The following is a 16,770-nucleotide window of genomic DNA, read 5'->3' as shown; positions in this document are numbered from 1 at the left end:
CGGACGGAAAACCGCTACGCACTTTTCCTGGAATTGCTCCAGGCGATCAGACCGGCCGGTAGGCGACTGCTTCGATCTCGATCTTGATGTCGATCATCAGGCGCGACTCGACCGTGGTGCGCGCCGGCGGATCTTTTGGGAAATGCTTCGCATAGACGGCATTGAAGGTGCCGAAATCGCGCGCGTCCTCCAGCCAGACGGTGGTCTTGACCACATCATCCATGGTGCAGCCGGCAAGCGCCAGCGCCGCCTTGATGTTCTGCAGCACCTGTTCGGCCTGATCGGCGATGCCGCCCTTTACGACGAGCCCGTCGCTGCCCACGGGCACCTGGCCCGAGACATAGACGAAATCACCGGCGCGTACGGCAGGCGAAAGCGGGACATGCGAGGTTCCAAAACACTGCTTGGGCAAGAAAGGCCTCCTGATCGGAAATTGAGGATCACCGCTTCGCGGTCCGGATTTGTCGTGCCCCTCTACGCCTCTCGGCGCAATCCTCATAGAGGGCTTGTTGGAAAGCAACAGAATTTCAGAATTGATGTTGCTTTGTTACAGGAAGCTCAGCATGGTGCGCGCGCTCGATCGCCGGCATCGATCCAGGAGAGAACGAACATGACCTTCGACAAGAATCCCTTCCCGGAAGGCGATGCCGATCGCCACGCGCTGTGGGAAATGCTGGTGCGGCGCGACATCGATGCCTTCCTCGGACAGGATTGGTCGATGGTCGAGGACGATTTCATCGCCGAGAGCTTCTTCGGCATGCATGCGCATTTCCTGTCCAATGCCGATGCCTGGCGGCTGCAGTTTCCCAGGCTGGACGTCTATCGCGACGAATGGCTGCGCCAGGCCAAGGAGACAGCCGCGACGGAATTCGCCGAGCCGCTGCGCGAGGCGATTTTCCGCGTCACCAACATGCGCGACATCGACGTCGATGGCGATCGTGCGGTGCTGCACAAGAAGTTCGACGGCTCGATCGCCAAGGCCGACGGCAGCGTCGACCGGCTCAAATGGCAGACGCTCTATTTCTGCCGCAAAGTCGGCGGCCGCTGGAAGATCGCCGGCTTTGTAGGTTACATGCCGCATCCGCTCGGCTAAGGCGTGCCGATATTCGGGTGAGGCCGGCCTGACCCGAATCTCAACGGATTTAGGGCTTGGCGACTTCTAGGCCCGCAGGGAAATACCTTCGGAAAGCGGCAGCCGCTCGTCCGGCGAGCGGTGGTCGAAGACGACGCCCATGGTCTTACCAATTGCCGCCATGACGATCAGTTCGACGAGATGATCGTCGCTGTCGTCGCAGGCTGGACCGGAACGGCGGATGGCATCGAGCATGGCGCGCGTCGAGACCGTATCGCCGGCGCGAAACTTGGAAAGGGCAGACGCAACAAGGTCTTGCACCGTCAACTCGGCAACGGGCACTTCGGCAGCGACGTCCATCGGCCTCCTCCTGCCATGAACCCTGTCCCGCGATGATGATACGCCAATGGCCAACCGGCGCCAGCGAAATGGTGGTCCGACCAGAAGGACTGGCGACAGGCTCCCGCCAAAGGGGCGAGTAGCTGTGGAACACCCGGCAAATGGCCGTGGCGTGCTCGACGCCTTGCGCACGGATTGATAACCCGATCCGGCGCAGGGAGACGATCCGAGTCGAGACATGACCGTTGCAATCGAGATGGGGCAGACGAGCGCAGGCGCGCCGGCGGCCCTCGACCTTGAGGAATTGCTGGCGACCCGCCTGCTGGTGCAGGGCAATTCGGGCTCCGGCAAGTCGCATCTGCTGCGCCGGCTGCTCGAACAGAGCGCGCCGTGGGTGCAGCAGACCATCATCGACCCGGAAGGCGACTTCGTGTCGCTCGGCGAACGCTTCGGACATCTGGTGATCGATGCCGAGGAGCATACCGAGCGCGGCCTGCAGGCCGCGGGCGAGCGTGCGCGCATCCACCGCGTCTCGACGGTGCTCAACCTCGAAGGGCTCGACGCCGAGAACCAGATGCGGCGTGCCGCGGCTTTCCTGGGCGGGCTGTTCGAGGTCGCGCGCGACCATTGGTATCCGATGCTGGTGATCGTAGACGAAGCGCAGCTTTTCGCGCCAGCAGCTGCTGGAGAAGTGTCGGACGAAGCGCGAAAACTTTCGCTGGGCGCGATGACCAATCTGATGTGCCGCGGCCGCAAGCGCGGGCTTGCCGGCATCATCGCCACGCAGCGATTGGCGAAGCTCGCCAAGAACGTCGCGGCGGAGGCTTCCAATTTCCTGATGGGCCGCACCTTCCTCGACATCGACATGGCGCGCGCGGCCGATCTGCTCGGCATGGAACGGCGACAGGCCGAGGCGTTTCGCGACCTGGAGCGCGGGCATTTCATGGCGCTCGGCCCTGCCTTGTCGCGCCGTCCGCTCGGCGTGCGCATCGGCCAGACCGAAACCAGCCCGCGCAACGGTACGCCGCGGCTAATGCCGATGCCTGGGGCGGCACTCGAGGATGCCCGCGCGGTCATCCTGGCGGCGCCGCCGCCGGAGACGGTCAGGCCGCAACGCCGGCCTTCGCCGGATCTGCTCGATCAACTGATGGCGGCCAAGGCCGCGCCGCTGGACATCCGCCCTGAGCCGGCGGAGCCGCAGCCCAGCGCCGAGGACCTGGCAGAGCGCCGCGAGCGCATGGACCGCATCCTACGCGCCATCCTGGCCGAGCCGGATGCCGGGTTCCGCGTCATCGGCGTGCTCTACCAGGAGTTCGTGGTCCGCTGCCGCATCGAAGGGCTTGCTTCGACCGTGCCCGATCTCTCGGAATTCCGCCGCATGCTGACGCGCGCCCGCGCCGGCGTCGGCTCCGACATGGCCGAGGACGACGCCTGGCGCGACGTGTCCGTGCGTGCCTCGCTGCTGCCGGAGGACATGCAGGGCGTGTTCATGATGATCGCCCGGGCGGCCAAGGAAGGCTGGCCCTGCCCAAGCGACGCGGCGATCGCGCGCGCCTACGGCTCGCATTCGCTGCGCCGCGCGCGGCGGCTGCTCGACTATATCGAGGAGCAGGGCCTCATCGTCTGCCAGGTCGACGGCACCGGCCGGCGCACAGTGACGCTGGTCGAACTCGCCTGGGCGACGGCACCTGGCGACCCGAATGCCACGGAGCAGGACAGCTCGGCGGCGTGACGCGCAGGAGCCTCGACTTTGAGCGATTGAGCTTCAGATCGCGCTTGAATGGCGAGCGCCGCCCGAAGCCAGGTAAGCGTCGAAATGCGAGGCGATCGTCCTGGCCAGGAGATGCCCGTCCTCGCCGATGACGAAACGATCGCCTATCCGGCTGAAATGCGGCGATCGCTGGGTCAGCAGCGCCGCCTCCCGCAGGACCGCATCGGCTGTTGCGCCGAACCTTGAGCGCATCTCCATCACCGGGAAGGAAAAGTCGCACATCAGGCGCTCGATCACCCAGCCGCGTGCCCGGTCTTGCTCGGTGAGGGCGCGCCCACGCATCGTGGCGAGGCCGGATGCCTCGACCATCCTGCGATAGCCGCCCGTCGAGGGCGTGTTCTGCGCATAGCCCTGGCGAAAGCGGCTGATGGAGGACGGGCCGAGACCGATCAATGTCTCGCACGGGTCGTCGGTGTAGCCCTGGAAGTTCCGCCTGAGGCGGCCGTCCCTAGCGGCCATCGCGAGACCGTCGTCCGGCAAGGCGAATGATCGATGCCGACCGGCCGATAGCCGGCGGAGCGGATCAAGCCTGCGGCGGCCACCGCCTGCTCGAGGCGCGCCGCAAGATCGGGCAATGCCTGCTCGTCGATCATCGTCTGGTGCTTCTTGAACCACGGCACATGCGCATAGCCGAACAGCGCAAGGCGTTCGGGGCGCAGCGACAGCGCCTGCTCGATCGTTGCGCCCAGCGTCTCCGCCGTCTGGAAAGGCAGGCCGTAGAGCAGGTCGAGATTGACCGACCCGACGCCGCGTGCCCGCAGCCCTTCCAGCACCCGGGCGGTCATCTCAAAACTCTGCTCGCGGTTGATCGCCTTCTGGACGCGCGGATCGAAGTCCTGGATGCCGAGGCTGGCGCGGGTGAGCCCGATCGCCGCCAGCGCGTCGAGCCGCGCCTCGTCCATGTCGTTGGGATCGATCTCGACGCTGAGGCCGACATCCGGCGCCAGTGTGAAGTTCGCCTCCAGCAGTTCACGCAAGATCCGCAGGTCGTCGGGTCGAAGCATCGTCGGCGAACCGCCGCCGAGATGGATCGCCACGATGCTTGCCCGTTTGCCGATGCGGCCGCCGACAAGCTCCATCTCCCGGTAGAGCGCAACGAGATACGCCGCCACTGGTTCATATCGCAGCGTCTGCCTGGTGTTGCAGGCGCAGAACCAGCACAGCCGGTCGCAGTAGGGGACATGGATATAGAGCGAGACGGCTTCGTCTTCGCCAACCGAGTCGAGCCAGCCGGCGACCGTGGCGGCATCGACGCCGGCATGGAAATGCGGCGCGGTGGGGTAGCTGGTGTAGCGCGGCACGTTGGCTTCGATCAGCCTGTGACTGGGCACGGCATTCATGGCTGCAACTCGATGGTGCGGGCGCCGCGAAGCGACGACGCGCGGTGGGTGGAGATGACGACGATCCTGTCGCCGAGATGCGCCATCAGACGTTCGAGGATGCGCTGGCCTTGTTCTTCGTCGAGATGCTCGGTCGGCTCGTCGAGCAGGACAAGCGGCAGGGATGACAGCCACGCGCGGGCGAGGTTGATGCGCTGCACCTCGCCAAGCGAGAACCGGTCCTGCCTGATCCAGGCGTCCAGCCCGCCGGCCTCGCGGATACGACCGCCCATCTCGACGGCTTCCAGCGCGCGCCAGAGCGCCGCGTCCGGGGCATCGCCGGCGAAGAGATTGGCGCGGACGGTGTCTTCGAGGATGACCGCATCGTGCAGCACGAGCGACGCCAGCGCGCGCCGTTCGCCGACCGACAGGATGCGGCCGCCGGCGGCAAAGGCGTCGTCGCCGATCCAGCCGGCGATCTGCTTGAGCAGGCTGGTCTTGCCCAAGCCGCTCGCCCCGACGAGCACCGTCGGATGGCCTTTCGCGAGGAGCAGGGCGGTAGGTGTTCCGATTGCCCGGCCGTCGGGCGCGCGGCGCTGCAGCGCGCCGTGGCGCAGCAGGCCGGGAGCGATGTCGTCCGGTGCGGGTTCGCGCCTGTCGGCCGCGACGGCGACGCGCGTCCATTGGCCGATCTCGGTCCGCGCCGCGTTGCGGCGAAGCACGGCAACCAGCATGCGCGATGCGCCATTCATGGCTTCGCCCAGTGCCAGCCAGGAGAAGGCGAGCAGCATGGGCGCGAGAAGCTCGGTACCTTGCCTGCCGGCATGCCAGGCAGCCGCCGTCACGCTGACGCCGGCGATCGGTCCGAAGGCCGCGCCGATCATGTCCGGCATGGCCTGCAGCCGGCGAAGCGCAAGCTGCGCGCCATCGGCGCGGGAGAGCGCGGCAAGGGCTTCTGCGCATTCACGGTTCCAGGCGCCCTCCGCCTTCAAAGGCACGGCTGACGCCATGGCCGCGCCAAGCCGGCTCGCGCCCCCGCGACGCAGCGACCTGGTCTCACCCCACGCCATGGCGCCAGCCTCGGCCACCCGGTTCCCCGCGAACAGGATGGCAAGCAGCAAGAGGGTGATCGGCAGAAGGGATAAAGGCGCCAGCACCGCCGAGCCTGCGATCAGGACCGCGAGGCCGCATCCGAGCGTCAGCGCCGGCAGGCCGGCGCGCAGCCTGGCGTAGTCGAGGTCCTCGACGTCGTCGAGATAGTCGGCGAGACGTGAATCGTCGCCGAGCTGCCATCCCGCCTGGCGCACCGCCGGCGCCGCCGCCATGGCGGCGAAGAGTTCGGCGCGACGCGCGACCTGATCGGCGAGCGCCGCCTTGTGGCCGGCCAGGCGCTCGCCATAGCGGGCGGCGGTGCGGCCGACCGCGAACAGCCGGATCAGCGCCGCCGGGATGTGGAAATTGAAGGTGAAGGCGGCGGCGGACAGGCCGGCGATCGCCACCGACCCGAGCAGCCAGGCGGAAACGCCGCCCAGCAATATGGCGCAGCCCAGCGCGACGAAGGCGAAGCCCGTCGCCAGCCGCCATGATTTTCGGCTCGATGATTGAACAGCCGTGCTCATGCCGCCACCTCGACGGCATCGCTGTTGGTGAGATCGACAGTCAGGTGGGCGGCGGCAGCCAGATTGCGGTCATGTGTCGCCACAACGACCAGCCGCGTCCTTGACATCTCAAGCAGCATGCGCCGCACCGCCTCGGCCGTCTCGTGGTCGAGCTTGGCCGTCGGCTCGTCGGCCAGCACGGTTCCTCCTGAAAGCTGCGCGCGGGCGACAGCGATGCGGAGCCGCTGGCCGCCTGAAAGATTGGCGCCGCCCTTGTCCAGTCTGGCATCGAGGCCGTCTGGCAGCAGCGCGTCGTCGAGTAGCCCGATCGCGCTGGCGGCATCTTCCAGCCGGGTCCGGTCCACCGCGCCAGCGTTCCATGAAATGGCCTCGGCCAGCGTTCCTTCGGGCACGTAAGCGTCCGTCGAAACCCAGGCGATGTCTTCAGCGGCTAACCGATGGGGACCCAGTCCCGGTTTTCTCCCCGGCTCGAGACCGGCAAGACGGCGCAGCAAAGTCGATTTGCCTGAGCCGCTAGGCCCGATGATGGCGACAAGACCATGCGGAGGCAGCGTGACGGACAGCCGGTCGAGCACCGGCAAGACCTTTGCCCTGAGCGGCTCGGCGTCGAGCAGCCGGTCGAGCGCGTCGGCCGCTGCCAACCCTTCCGCCTTGGCGTGATACTGCTCCGAGAAGCGCCGGAACGGCGCGAAATATTCCGGCGCGGTCATCAGGATGAACAGGCTCTGCCAGAGCTCGAGATTGGAGAAGCCGGGGATCATCGCGAGCTTGAGGTGGCCGAGGCCGAGGAAGACGGCAAGGATGGCGATCGAGAGCGAGGCGAAGAAGTCGATGATGCCGGCATTGGCGAAGGCGATGCGCAGCACGCCCATCGTGTTGTCCGCGTAGGCTTCGAGGCGCCGCGCCAGCTTTGCCTCTTCGCTGCTCGTGGCATGGTTGGCGAGGATCGTCGGCAAGGTGCGGATGCGGTCGGCGAATTGGCCGGCCAGCCGGCCGAAGGCGCGTTCCTGCGCATCGGCGCGCCGGCGGATGGCATCGCCGATCAGCGCGAAGAACAGGATCATTACCGGCGTCAGGCAGATGACCAGCAGGGCTGCCTGCCAGGAGACGAGGAAAAGTGCCGCCGCCGCCAGCAGCGGCCCGGCCGCCATCATGGTGCTTGCCGCGCGGTGGCCGACGACGAGGGCGGCGACCGCTTCGGGGTGGCGCTGCATCGATACGATCACGCTGCCGACCGAGAGCGACTGCAGCCGGCGAGCCGGCATCTCGTCCAGCCGCTTGCCCGCCAGCTCGCGCAGACCGATCGACACGGCAGTCTCCGCGGAGGCTTGCGCCCCGTCGGCGGCAAATCCGGCGACGCAGGCAGCCAAGAGAAAAACGATCATGAGCGGGACAAGCCAGGAGGCGACAGGCTCGCCCATGACGAGCCGGCCCACCGCCATGGCTGCCGTCGCGGCAAAACCCAGCCGCAGCGCCGTGCGGGCGACTTGCAGGCAGAGCAAGCGGCGCAACCCGCGTTTTGCCAGACGCTGGGCGGTGGCGAGTGCCTGGAAAGCGTCCGGCGCCGAGGCGGCCGGGTCGTGGGCTGAGGCGGAAGCGGCTGGCGGTCTCATGCGCAGGTTTTCGCATGCGCGGAGAGGAAAGGAATTGATCCAGATCAAGTCGCCGGCGTTCGTCCGGCGCTATGAGACGGTATCCAGAAAGGATGCTCCCATGTCCGACTTTCTACTCGTCGATCTGTCGCGGCTGCAGTTCGCGCTGACGGCCCTCTATCATTTCCTGTTTGTGCCTTTGACCCTCGGCCTCTCCATCCTGATCGCCATGATGGAGACCGTCTATGTCATGACCCGCCGCACCATCTGGCGCGACATGACGAAATTCTGGGGCGTGCTGTTCGGCATCAATTTCGCCCTCGGCGTCGCCACCGGCATCACCATGGAATTCCAGTTCGGAATGAACTGGGCCTATTACTCGCACTATGTCGGCGACGTGTTCGGCGCGCCTCTGGCCATCGAGGGGCTGATGGCCTTCTTTCTGGAAGCCACTTTCGTCGGGCTGTTCTTCTTCGGCTGGGATCGGCTGTCGCCGCGCGCGCATATGATCGTGACCTGGCTGATGGCGCTCGGCACCAATTTTTCCGCGCTCTGGATCCTGATCGCCAATGGCTGGATGCAGAACCCGGTCGGCTCGGCCTTCAACCCGGACACGATGCGCATGGAAGTCACGGACTTCATGGCGGTGATCTTCAACCCGGTGGCGCAGGCGAAGTTCGTCCACACCGTTTCGGCCGGCTATGTCTGCGCCGCCACCTTCGTGCTCGGCGTATCAGCCTGGTATCTGCTCAGGGGACGTCATGTCGAGCTTGCCAAGCGCTCGTTCGTGATCGCCTCGGCCTTCGGCGTGGCATCGGCGTTGTCGGTGATCGTGCTCGGCGACGAGAGCGGCTACGCGCTGACCGACAACCAGAAAATGAAGCTCGCAGCCATCGAAGCCATGTGGGAAACCGAGCCGGCGCCGGCCTCGTTTACGGCGTTCGGCATCCCGAGCCACAGCGATCGCCAGACGCATTTCGCCATCCACATTCCATGGGTGATGGGCATTATCGGCACGCGCTCTTTCGACAGGCAGATCGCCGGTATCGACGAGCTTGTCGCCCATGCCGAAGCCCGCATCCGCAACGGCATCGTCGCCTATGACGCGCTGGAGAAGATCAAGGCGGACCGCGGCGACACCGCCGCCCGCGCGGTGTTCGATGCCAGCTCGAAGGATCTCGGCTACGCGCTGCTGCTCAAGCGGTATCTGCCCGATCCGAGGCAGGCGAGCGAGCAGCAGATCAAGGACGCCGCCTGGTCGACGGTGCCTTACGTGCCGCTGCTCTTCTTCGGCTTTCGCCTGATGGTGGCGTGCGGCTTCACGCTGCTGGCGCTGTTCGCGGTATCGCTTTGGCATACGACGCGGGAGACCGAAGCGCCGCGTTGGCTGTTTCGCGCCGCGCTCATCGCCATGCCGCTGCCCTGGATCGCCATCGAAGTCGGCTGGTTCGTAGCCGAGTTCGGCCGCCAGCCCTGGATCATCGACGGCGTGCTGCCGACCTTCCTCGCCACCTCGGAGCTCGGTGTCAGCGACCTTCTGCTCACCATCGCCGGCTTCACGCTCGTCTATGGCGTGCTCGCCGTCATCGAGGTCAGGCTGATGCTGGCCGCCATCCGCAAGGGGCCGGAGGTGGCGAAGGTCATCGATGACCTGCGCCCGAGCGCCGACCCCGCAATGCAACCGGCAGAATGAAGGATCACGACGATGATCGAATTTCTCTTCGACTATGAAACGCTGCGCGTGATCTGGTGGATCCTGCTCGGTGTGCTGCTGATCGGCTTCGCCGCGACCGACGGGTTCGACATGGGCGTCGGCGCGCTGCTGCCCTTCGTCGCCAAGACAGATGCCGAGCGGCGCGTGGCGATCAACACCATCGGCCCGGTCTGGGAAGGCAACCAGGTTTGGTTCATCCTCGGCGGCGGCGCCATCTTCGCCGCATGGCCGGCGCTCTATGCGATGAGCTTTTCCGGCTTCTACCTCGCCATGTTCCTGGTGCTGTTGGCGCTGATCATGCGTCCGGTGGGCTTCAAGTACCGGTCGAAGCGGCCGGATCCGGCCTGGCGCACGCGTTGGGACTGGGCGCTGTTCGTGGGCGGCGCGGTGCCGGCGCTCATCTTCGGCGTCGCCGTCGGCAACACGTTGCAGGGCGTGCCGTTCCATTTCACGCCGGACCTGCGCCCGATCTATGAGGGCTCGCTCTTCGGGCTGCTCAACCCGCTGGCACTCTATTGCGGCCTGGTTTCGCTCGCCATGCTGGTGACGCACGGAGCGGCCTGGCTGACCTTCAAGGCGGAAGGCACGGTCGCCGACCGCGCCCGCGCCGTCGGCGCCCGCTCGGCAATCGTCACGTCGGCGCTCTTTGCCGGCGGCGGCGTGCTGGTCTGGCTCGGCCTGCTCGGCGGCTACCGCGTGACGTCGCCGATCGTCTGGGACGGGCCCTCCAATCCGCTGGTCAAGACGGTGGTGGCCGACGGCGGCGCATGGCTGGCGAATTTCCACGCTCACCCCTTGCTCTGGATCGTGCCCGCGCTCGGCATCGCGGCACCTTTGCTCGCCGCAGCCGGTTTCCAGGCGCGGCTCGAAGGGTGGACCTTCATTGCCTCGAAGGTCGGCGTGGTGACGATCATCGCAACGGTGGGGCTTGCCATGTTTCCGATCCTGTTGCCGTCGAGCAGCAACCCTGGCCATTCGCTGGCGGTCTTCGACGCCTCGTCGAGCCGCGCCACGCTGCGCAACATGCTGATCGCCACGGTGATCTTCATGCCGCTGATCCTTGCCTATACCGCCTGGGTCTACAGCGTGCTGTGGGGCAAGGTCGGCGAGAAGAGCATCGAGAAAGCGGGCTCGTCGGCCTACTGATCCAACCGGAGTTTCTGACCATGTGGTATTTTTCCTGGATTCTCGGCCTCGGACTGGCCGCCTCCGTCGGTATCCTCAATGCGCTCTGGTATGAGCTGCGCACCGTCCGCGAAGAACCCGTCGAGGACACCGTCACCTTGCCCACGCCTTGAGGCCGGGCGCGACGGAGGAGCGATCATGACGGGCGCAAAATCGGAGCCGTTGCACAGCCCGGCGGATATGAGGCGGGCGCATGTAGAGAAGCTCGCGCTCTGCCACATGCTCGAAGGCATCGCCGACGATCTGCCGTCGCGCGTCGACCGGCTCCAATGTCTCGCCGTGGCGGCCGACCTGTTGCCGTTGCTGCGTGAGTGCCACCGCTTCGAGGAAGAGGTCGTCTTCCCAGCCTTTGCGCGACGAACCGGCGAGGAGGACACGGTTGCGAGGCTGAAGCTCGAGCATCTGGAGGACGAAAGCGCGGCGGCCGACCTCAGCGATGCGCTGCTGGCCTATGGCCACGGCCGGCCGATCGAGAACCCGGAGGCGTTCGGTTACATGCTGCGCGCCTTCTTCGAATCGGTGCGCCGTCACATCGCCTTCGAGCACGACCATGTGCTGCCCGAGGTTCTCGGCGATCAATAAAGGGAGCGGCGATCAATCCCCGGCCCGCGCGGCCAGGCGCCCGATATCGTCGACGATGACGTGTCGGTTGTTCTCGATACGGATGACGTTCTCGCCCCGCAGGCGGGTGATCTGCCGGCTTACCGTCTCGACGGTGAGGCCCAGGAAATCCGCGATCTCCGCGCGCGACAGCGGCAGATCGAAAGCGGCGCGGCGCCGCTCGGGTCCGGCGGCCGGATCGATGTTATGCACGATCATCAAAAGAAAGCTCGCGATCTTCTCGGAGGCGGTCTTGCGACCGAGCGCCACCATCCAGTCGCGCGCCTGGTCGAGCTCGCGCAGCTTCTGTTCGAGCAGGCGGTGCTCCAGATTCGGCTGCTCCTTCATCATGCGTTCCAGCGCCTGGCGCGGGAACGAACACAATTCGACGTCGGTTGCGGCCTCGGCGGTGAGCGTGCTCTCGCTCTGGAAAGGCCTGCCGAGGAAATCGGGAGCGAATTGCAGGCCGACGATCTGCTGGCGGCCGTCGGAAAGCGTCTTGGTCAACTTCACGACGCCCGAAAGCACGTTCGAGAAGCGCTCGACACTCCTGGAATCGCCCATCAACTCCTTGCCGGCCTCGGCCTTGTGCCGTTTCGTCGACCTGGCAAGGGCAGCAAGCTGCTCGGAGTTGAGCGCGCCGCATATACCGCGATGCCGCGCCTCGCATGAGGCGCAGAGCACCGGGACGCCTGCCGTGTGAATGTCTTCGCGCACGATGGAACAGCTATAGTGTCCCTGTCGCCCGCCAGCAACGCTCGTAGCGTCGCAGCCCGTGCCGAGAAGCCTATTTTATCCTTCGGCCGAGGCCCATGGATTTCGCCAGTTTGGAGCGGGTTGCCGAATAGTTCGGCGCCACCATCGGGTAGTTGGACGGCAGGTTCCATTTCGCCCGATACTGGTCCGGCGTAAGGCCGTATTGGGCCTTGATGTGCCGCTTCAGCGATTTGAAGCGCTTACCGTCTTCCAGGCAGATGATGAATTCGGGCGTGACGGATTTTTTCGCGCGGGCCACGCCCTTGATCTCGTCGGGCTGAACGTCGAGCGATCCGATCGAGATCAGCTTGATCGAGGCAAATATCTTGCCGATGAATTCCGGCAGCTCGGCCGCGGGCAGCGGGTTGTTCGAGACATAGGCGGATACGACGCTTGCAGTCAGGGAGACGGCTGAATCGACGCCTTCCTTGCCCGAGACGATGCCGCCCTGGTCTGAAAGGTTCTTCCCGTTGCGATGCGCAAGGTCGATGCGGTCGCCATTGCCCGCCGGCCGGTCGAACCCATCCGAGGCCCTGTTTATGGCCGGCTTCACATAAGGCCTCTTCAAAAGTCTTCTCCTCTTGCCGGTCATGCTCTGGCGGCGATGGACACGAGATTCTGCTTCGTCGTAAAATACTGTGGGAAAATTTCACACGTGTCAACCGGAGGTGACCAATGGACTCGCCGAAACCGGGAGTCGACGAATGAACGTGAACCCGCACATGGCCATTCAGCATGGCGGGGTGGACAGCCGGCGTTACCGACCCATCTATTGTGGAAGCATTTCCCACGGGCTATTTTCGGCAGGAATTTTCGGGGCATAGGTGAATTGATTGACGGGTGAAGGACGGTGATGAGCAAATCGGCGGAACAATATCTGGATGCCGCGGGCGTCCAGAGCGCGTTGAACCGGGTGCTTCGCCCGTTGGTGCGGCTGGCGATCAAGTGCGGGGTGACGTTTCCCACCTTCGTCGACCTGTTGCGGCAGATCTACGTCAACGTGGCGGAGCATGAATTCGCGCTGGCCGAAAAGCCGCAGACGGACAGCAGGGTAAGCCTGTTGACAGGCGTCCATCGCAAGGAGGTCAGCCGTCTGCGCGGCGCCGGCGCTCCGGTCCGGATCATACCCGACTCCGTTTCAAGGACGAGCGCGATCGTCGCGCGCTGGCTTGCCGATCCGATGTTCACCGACGCCAAGGGCGCGCCATTGCCCTTGCCGCGAATGGCCGAGACCGGAGAGGCGTCGTTCGCCGGCCTGGTGGAGTCGGTGACGCGCGATTTGCGGCCGAGGGCGGTTCTCGACGATTGGCTCGATCGCAAGCTGGTGGAGACCGATGAACAGGATCGCATCGTCCTGATGGAAGCGGCGATGGCGCCGCGCGACGACGGCGAGGTCCGGCTCTATTACTTTGCCCGCAATCTCCAGGACCATGCTGCCGCCGCCGTCGCGAACATCCTGGCGGACAAACCGCCTTTCATCGAGCGGGCCGTCCACTATGACGGACTCTCGGAAGAGCTTGCCAGGTCGCTCGAAGCCTACAGCCGCAAGGTCGTGGTTGAGACGCTGCTCCATCTCAACAAGCATGCGAACCAGGCGGTGAAAAGCGATCCCGGCGGGACAAGCCGGTGGAATTGCGGTGTCTACATCCTCACCGCCGACGGCGCATCGTTTGCCGGCGAAGAATCTTCCACGCCTGCCGGCGGAGACGCTTGATGGGCTGGAGGTTGACGAGGCGGAGTTTCCTGACGCTCAGCGCCGCCTTCCCCGCAGTGCTGCTCAGTGCCTTCGCAAGGGCGACGGACAATTCGGGCGACCGGGGTATCGGCGGCACCGGCTGGACGGCCGGAACGGGGGACGATCACGGCATCGGCGGCACCGGCATCGTGGGAACAATACAGCGCTTCGGCAGCATCTTCGTCAACGACGTGCGGGTCGCCTACGGTCCGGATGTGCCGGTCTGGATAGACGGCGTCGCCGCCACCGCAAGCAGCATCAAGATAGGACAGGTCGTGCGCGTGGTGGTGACGCGGGACGCGGATCGCATCGTCACACGGCAAATCCATGTCACCAGCGAGGTCGTCGGGCCTGTCGAGCGCGCAAGCCCGGGCTCGATCCTGGTTCTGGGACAGAGCGTGGACACCGGCGGCGTTCCGGCGATGCCGCCGATCAGGAAGGGCGATATCGTGGCCGTCCAAGGCATTCGCCGGCCGGACGGGAAAATCGTCGCGAGCCTGGTAGAGGCCAGGCCTTCCACGACACGTTACCTGGTTCGCGGCCTCGCGGTGGTGAAGTCAGGCTCGCTGCAGGTGGGGCGGCTGAATGTCGGGCCGAGATCATCGCAGCTTGCGAACCGCCGCGTGGAACTGACCTTGGTCAAGGCCACCGGCGGCTACAAAGTGGTGAGCATCAAGGCGGAGGCACCGGTTCCACAGGCCGATGTCACGAGCGTGCTCTACGAAACCTTCCTGCGGCGTCGGGGACATCGGCTGGAATCGGGTCTGGGGGTCTCCGTTGACGACCAAGGCGACGATTCGCAATCGACAACTGCCGTGCGCGCGTTTCTTGCGGTCGGATTCGACCGGTCGGGCAATATCGTATCGGCCTCGCGCCAGGCCGATGCCGGTCCGCGCTCGCCGGGCCGACCCGGCATGCCCGGCCAGCCGCCAGGTTCTCCACCGAACGGTGCTCCCGGAGTTCCCGGGGTGCCCGGTGGCGCACCCAATGGCGGACCGGGCGGGCCTGGCGGCCCCGGTGGGCCGGGCGGTCCAGGTGCGCCTTAAGGATTTCGGATAAAGCGCAATGGTCGCCGGGGGCTTCGCCGCCGGCAGCGTTTTCCAGCTTTGATTGCCGCCTTGCGAAATCATCGCTGCCTCGCGGTGGCGAGGGGATCCGGCCGGTCTGTCTTTTGCGAGGGACAGAACCGGCCGGCGCAGTCGCACTGGCTCTTTTACCGGGGTGGGTGGTTCGAGCTTTTTCGGTACGGCTGCTTTTCCGCGGATCATGCGGGGGGCAGGTGATCCGCCGAAATTCCGTCCGGACCTGCGCGCGGCAAGCCCGGTCGAAGCGGCTTGAAATCGACGATCGAACATTTGTGGGAAAATTACCCACAAGTCAAGCGACTCGTTGGACGCGGGCGCGGCCAAGCAGTGTTTTCATATCGATCTCTTGACGTGGGCAATTTTCCCACGTAGAAACTCGCCATCAGAAATTGATTGTCTGACCGATCCAAAGATCAGGCGCGGGTCTCGCCCGGTGCAAGTTCGCAATGCCGAGCTGCGGCCGGCCTTTGCCCTACGGTTTTGCCGACGAAATCGACATAGAATTGAAGGTAATCCATTGAAGAAACTGTACATCGACGCGAGCTTGCCTTTTCGGTGGGGGCCTCATCCGCCCGTAGGCATTCCGCGAGTCGAGACGGCGCTTGTCCGCCAGGCGCTCCGATGGCGCGCCTCGCCGGTCGGCTTCTTCATCGTCGACGCGCATGGGCTGGGCCGGATGCTGGGCGAAGCGGAGCTTCGCTATCTGAAGCGGCTGGTCGAGGGTGAGTTGCCGCAAGTCGTCGGCGAGGCGGAGAGGCCGTATCTGGCTCGCCTCTGGAAGGTGCTATCGATCCTGCGGGACGCACCATTCGACTTCGGCCGCGAGTTCGACCGCGTGGCGGCGATCTTCGTCTCCGGCTCGGAGAAAAGGCGCGGGATCAAGTTCCAACTGTCCAAGACGGCCATTCGCGTCTTCAAGGCCGCGAAATCATGCCTGCGCGCGAGGCGGACCGAGACAAAGGATCCGCTGAAGGACGACAGCGCCATCTGCTTCCTGTCGAGCGCAAGCGTGCACGAGATTGCCGCGAAGAAGCTCGCGGGAAATATCGGCTGCCGCATCTTCACCATCATGCACGACCTTATCCCGATCGATTTTCCGCACTTCGTCGGGCCTCATCATGCGCGCGGCTTCGTCCGCAACACGGCGTGGCAATTGGAGAATTCCGATCTGCTCGTCTGCGTGTCGAAATACACGGCCGGCAGGGTTAGATGCCACGCAAGGGCCTCCAATCCCGATCGGGTTCCGGAAGTGGCGGTCGCGTCACCCGGCGCCTTTCTCAAGGAAGGCCTGGCGGATCGGCTGACGCGCCCGGAGAGACAGAACCCGAGCCGGAAGTTTGTTCTCTACTGCTCGACGATCGAGATCAGGAAGAACCACATCCTGCTGCTCAAGGTCTGGCACCGGCTTCTGCCTGTGCTGGGCGATCGGTTGCCCACGTTGGTTTTCTGCGGCCGCTGGGGGTGGATGTATGACGAGCTGGTGGCCTTCATGGAGGCCAATCCGCAGCTTCGCGACCGTGTTCAGTTCCGCTCCAATCTCGCCGATCGGCAGCTCGCCGAACTCTACCGGGATGCCGAATTCAGCGTCTACCCGTCGGCGGTGGAAGGCTGGGGCCTGGGGGCCGCCGAGTGCCTCGATTTCGGCCTGCCGGTGCTGATCTCCGACGCCCCGTCGCTGGCCGAGGCGACGCAAGGGCTGATGCCGACGCTTCCCGCGCACGATGTCGAAGCCTGGTGCGCCGCCGTCGCCAAAGCCTGCACAGATCCGGGCTGGCTCGCCGAATTGCGTGCAACGATCGCGTCGCGCTACCGGCCGATCCGCGAGCGGGATTTCTTCACGACCATAGTCGGCCTCGCCGCGCTCGATTGCAGCGATCCTGGACCCATGATCCGCCGGCCGCGGCGCCCGGCGACGCGGACGGTTTCGCGAGCGGGCGACCTGGTGGCCGAGCAGCCGGCTTTTCGGCGGGCGGAACCGTGACC

The 16,770-nt window shown here is 65.5% G+C and carries 15 protein-coding genes and 1 pseudogene; 9 read left to right on the top strand and 7 right to left on the bottom strand.

Annotated features, from left to right (window positions below):
• Positions 1–46 precede the first annotated feature (46 nt).
• Positions 47–412: a RidA family protein gene (locus KVT37_RS28035; RefSeq protein WP_112096553.1), complete on the bottom strand. Its 366-nt coding sequence runs from the start codon at positions 410–412 to the stop codon at positions 47–49.
• 198 nt (positions 413–610) lie between these two features.
• Between KVT37_RS28035 and KVT37_RS28030 the strand changes: the two genes are divergently transcribed.
• Positions 611–1,093 carry a hypothetical protein gene (locus KVT37_RS28030; RefSeq protein WP_217578258.1) on the top strand — a complete coding sequence of 161 codons (483 nt, stop codon included), beginning with the start codon at positions 611–613 and terminating at the stop codon, positions 1,091–1,093.
• Positions 1,094–1,159: 66 nt separating this feature from the next.
• On the opposite strand, the gene KVT37_RS28025 is transcribed toward KVT37_RS28030, so the two are convergent.
• Complete coding sequence (locus KVT37_RS28025) at positions 1,160–1,432, bottom strand: hypothetical protein (RefSeq protein ID WP_217578257.1); 273 nt, start codon at positions 1,430–1,432, stop codon at positions 1,160–1,162.
• A gap of 217 nt (positions 1,433–1,649) precedes the next feature.
• Here KVT37_RS28025 and KVT37_RS28020 point away from each other — a divergent pair, with 217 nt between their 5' ends.
• The gene (locus KVT37_RS28020; RefSeq protein WP_217578256.1) at positions 1,650–3,143 is read left to right on the top strand and encodes an ATP-binding protein; all 1,494 of its coding nucleotides are present in this window, start codon (positions 1,650–1,652) and stop codon (positions 3,141–3,143) included.
• Between the two features lie 33 nt (positions 3,144–3,176).
• Here KVT37_RS28020 and hemN read toward each other — a convergent pair.
• The 3 genes and pseudogenes from hemN to KVT37_RS28005 form a co-directional block, all read right to left on the bottom strand.
• Positions 3,177–4,522, bottom strand: a pseudogene (gene hemN, locus KVT37_RS28015) (oxygen-independent coproporphyrinogen III oxidase).
• On the bottom strand, positions 4,519–6,120 hold the full coding sequence (locus tag KVT37_RS28010) for an ATP-binding cassette domain-containing protein (protein ID WP_217578255.1): 1,602 nt from the start codon (positions 6,118–6,120) through the stop codon (positions 4,519–4,521). Before KVT37_RS28010 ends, hemN begins: the two are co-directional and overlap by 4 nt.
• Positions 6,117–7,733: an ATP-binding cassette domain-containing protein gene (locus tag KVT37_RS28005; protein WP_217578254.1), complete on the bottom strand. Its 1,617-nt coding sequence runs from the start codon at positions 7,731–7,733 to the stop codon at positions 6,117–6,119. Before KVT37_RS28005 ends, KVT37_RS28010 begins: the two co-directional genes overlap by 4 nt.
• Positions 7,734–7,833: 100 nt before the next feature.
• Here KVT37_RS28005 and KVT37_RS28000 point away from each other — a divergent pair, with 100 nt between their 5' ends.
• Genes KVT37_RS28000 through KVT37_RS27985 form a run of 4 tightly spaced genes read left to right on the top strand, consistent with a single transcriptional unit; the run spans position 7,834 to position 11,193 of the window.
• Complete coding sequence (locus tag KVT37_RS28000) at positions 7,834–9,405, top strand: cytochrome ubiquinol oxidase subunit I (protein ID WP_217578253.1); 1,572 nt, start codon at positions 7,834–7,836, stop codon at positions 9,403–9,405.
• A 12-nt stretch (positions 9,406–9,417) separates the two neighbouring features.
• Positions 9,418–10,572, top strand: coding sequence for a cytochrome d ubiquinol oxidase subunit II (gene cydB, locus KVT37_RS27995; RefSeq protein ID WP_217578252.1), 1,155 nt, complete (start codon positions 9,418–9,420; stop codon positions 10,570–10,572).
• Between the two features lie 20 nt (positions 10,573–10,592).
• On the top strand, positions 10,593–10,724 hold the full coding sequence (cydX, locus tag KVT37_RS27990; protein WP_112096546.1) for a cytochrome bd-I oxidase subunit CydX: 132 nt from the start codon (positions 10,593–10,595) through the stop codon (positions 10,722–10,724).
• Between the two features lie 25 nt (positions 10,725–10,749).
• Positions 10,750–11,193 (top strand): hemerythrin domain-containing protein, encoded by a 444-nt coding sequence (locus KVT37_RS27985; protein ID WP_254634310.1) that lies wholly within the window; start codon positions 10,750–10,752, stop codon positions 11,191–11,193.
• 12 nt (positions 11,194–11,205) lie between these two features.
• Here the strand turns inward: KVT37_RS27985 and KVT37_RS27980 are convergent, their stop codons facing one another.
• Positions 11,206–11,928 carry a Crp/Fnr family transcriptional regulator gene (locus tag KVT37_RS27980; RefSeq protein ID WP_308642787.1) on the bottom strand — a complete coding sequence of 241 codons (723 nt, stop codon included), beginning with the start codon at positions 11,926–11,928 and terminating at the stop codon, positions 11,206–11,208.
• 70 nt (positions 11,929–11,998) lie between these two features.
• Positions 11,999–12,409 carry a MucR family transcriptional regulator gene (locus KVT37_RS27975; protein ID WP_308642788.1) on the bottom strand — a complete coding sequence of 137 codons (411 nt, stop codon included), beginning with the start codon at positions 12,407–12,409 and terminating at the stop codon, positions 11,999–12,001.
• A 411-nt stretch (positions 12,410–12,820) separates the two neighbouring features.
• On the opposite strand from KVT37_RS27975, the gene KVT37_RS27970 reads away from it, so the two are divergent.
• From KVT37_RS27970 to KVT37_RS27960, 3 genes are all read left to right on the top strand, one after another.
• Entirely contained in the window at positions 12,821–13,681 is an 861-nt protein-coding gene (locus KVT37_RS27970) for a DUF6502 family protein (RefSeq protein WP_217578250.1), read from the top strand.
• A gap of 11 nt (positions 13,682–13,692) precedes the next feature.
• Positions 13,693–14,748 (top strand): hypothetical protein, encoded by a 1,056-nt coding sequence (locus KVT37_RS27965; RefSeq protein ID WP_217578249.1) that lies wholly within the window; start codon positions 13,693–13,695, stop codon positions 14,746–14,748.
• A 343-nt stretch (positions 14,749–15,091) separates the two neighbouring features.
• Positions 15,092–16,768 (top strand): glycosyltransferase, encoded by a 1,677-nt coding sequence (locus KVT37_RS27960; RefSeq protein WP_217578248.1) that lies wholly within the window; start codon positions 15,092–15,094, stop codon positions 16,766–16,768.
• The last annotated feature ends 2 nt before the right edge of the window (positions 16,769–16,770 follow it).

The organism is Mesorhizobium sp. GbtcB19 (assembly GCF_019091085.1).
Classification (GTDB): domain Bacteria; phylum Pseudomonadota; class Alphaproteobacteria; order Rhizobiales; family Rhizobiaceae; genus Mesorhizobium.
The sequence above is the reverse complement of the archived record's forward strand: the minus strand, read 5'-3'. Positions and strand labels throughout refer to the sequence as shown.

Excerpts from the sequence above, each read along its gene's own strand:
- KVT37_RS28030 (WP_217578258.1), top strand. The coding sequence starts at position 611 with ATGACCTTCGACAAGAATCCCTTCCCGGAAGGCGATGCCGATCGCCAC.
- KVT37_RS28025 (WP_217578257.1), bottom strand. The coding sequence starts at position 1,432 with ATGGACGTCGCTGCCGAAGTGCCCGTTGCCGAGTTGACGGTGCAAGAC.
- KVT37_RS28020 (WP_217578256.1), top strand. The coding sequence starts at position 1,650 with ATGACCGTTGCAATCGAGATGGGGCAGACGAGCGCAGGCGCGCCGGCG.
- KVT37_RS28010 (WP_217578255.1), bottom strand. The coding sequence starts at position 6,120 with ATGAGCACGGCTGTTCAATCATCGAGCCGAAAATCATGGCGGCTGGCG.
- KVT37_RS28005 (WP_217578254.1), bottom strand. The coding sequence starts at position 7,733 with ATGAGACCGCCAGCCGCTTCCGCCTCAGCCCACGACCCGGCCGCCTCG.
- KVT37_RS28000 (WP_217578253.1), top strand. The coding sequence starts at position 7,834 with ATGTCCGACTTTCTACTCGTCGATCTGTCGCGGCTGCAGTTCGCGCTG.
- cydB (WP_217578252.1), top strand. The coding sequence starts at position 9,418 with ATGATCGAATTTCTCTTCGACTATGAAACGCTGCGCGTGATCTGGTGG.
- cydX (WP_112096546.1), top strand. The coding sequence starts at position 10,593 with ATGTGGTATTTTTCCTGGATTCTCGGCCTCGGACTGGCCGCCTCCGTC.
- KVT37_RS27985 (WP_254634310.1), top strand. The coding sequence starts at position 10,750 with ATGACGGGCGCAAAATCGGAGCCGTTGCACAGCCCGGCGGATATGAGG.
- KVT37_RS27970 (WP_217578250.1), top strand. The coding sequence starts at position 12,821 with ATGAGCAAATCGGCGGAACAATATCTGGATGCCGCGGGCGTCCAGAGC.